The organism is Herbiconiux daphne, assembly GCF_024979295.1.
Lineage (GTDB): Bacteria > Actinomycetota > Actinomycetes > Actinomycetales > Microbacteriaceae > Herbiconiux > Herbiconiux daphnes.
The window spans coordinates 1-567 of sequence record NZ_JANLCJ010000650.1 but is presented as its reverse complement, the minus strand read 5'-3'; the positions used below and the strand labels follow the sequence as shown (position 1 = coordinate 567).

The following is a 567-nucleotide window of genomic DNA, read 5'->3' as shown; positions in this document are numbered from 1 at the left end:
CTTGCTTTTGGTGTTCATCAAGATTGTCATAAGTTAGTTGTGTGTTCATGGTCAACTCCTTGTCGTAGTAATTATATAATAAAAAGTCAGTTTATAGACTAACTTTATTAAATCTTGGTTTCTTTGTGTAAAGTATGTAATTGCCTTTTTTGTCAACACGGTAGAAATCATTTTCCCCCAATGACAACGCTTTCACTTGCTCCAGGATAAGTGACTTGTCTGTCGGCGTATCCAATGCTGAGTTGAACTCAGCGATTTCTTGCTCTATCTCTGTAATAAAATCTCTATTTTGCATTTTGCTCCTTAATATAATTTAGTGTGTTTAATATGATTCCCTTTAGTTGTGGGTCAATATTAAATCTTTTGGAATTGTAATCCATCATTTCCTCAAAAGTCTTGTTTCCAGATTTCCTTGTGGTTGACGCTACATATCAATCTGAAATCAGTTCAACGATGTCAATGATATTCATCTTGCTGAAATCATTGTTGAAGAATTCTGGGTGGTGTCTATTTGATTTGGTGTGCTCTTGCACAATTTCTTTTAGTTCTGGGTGTTGTTTATATAGC

At 34.4% G+C, this 567-nt stretch carries 2 protein-coding genes; both read right to left on the bottom strand.

Annotation, left to right across the window (positions count from 1 at the left end; translation table 11 throughout):
• Positions 1–91: 91 nt before the first annotated feature.
• On the bottom strand, positions 92–295 hold the full coding sequence (locus N1032_RS26965) for a hypothetical protein (RefSeq protein ID WP_259543767.1): 204 nt from the start codon (positions 293–295) through the stop codon (positions 92–94).
• A gap of 136 nt (positions 296–431) precedes the next feature.
• The coding region (locus N1032_RS28570; RefSeq protein ID WP_407933096.1) for a DUF5662 family protein at positions 432–567 on the bottom strand (136 nt) is incomplete at its 5' end.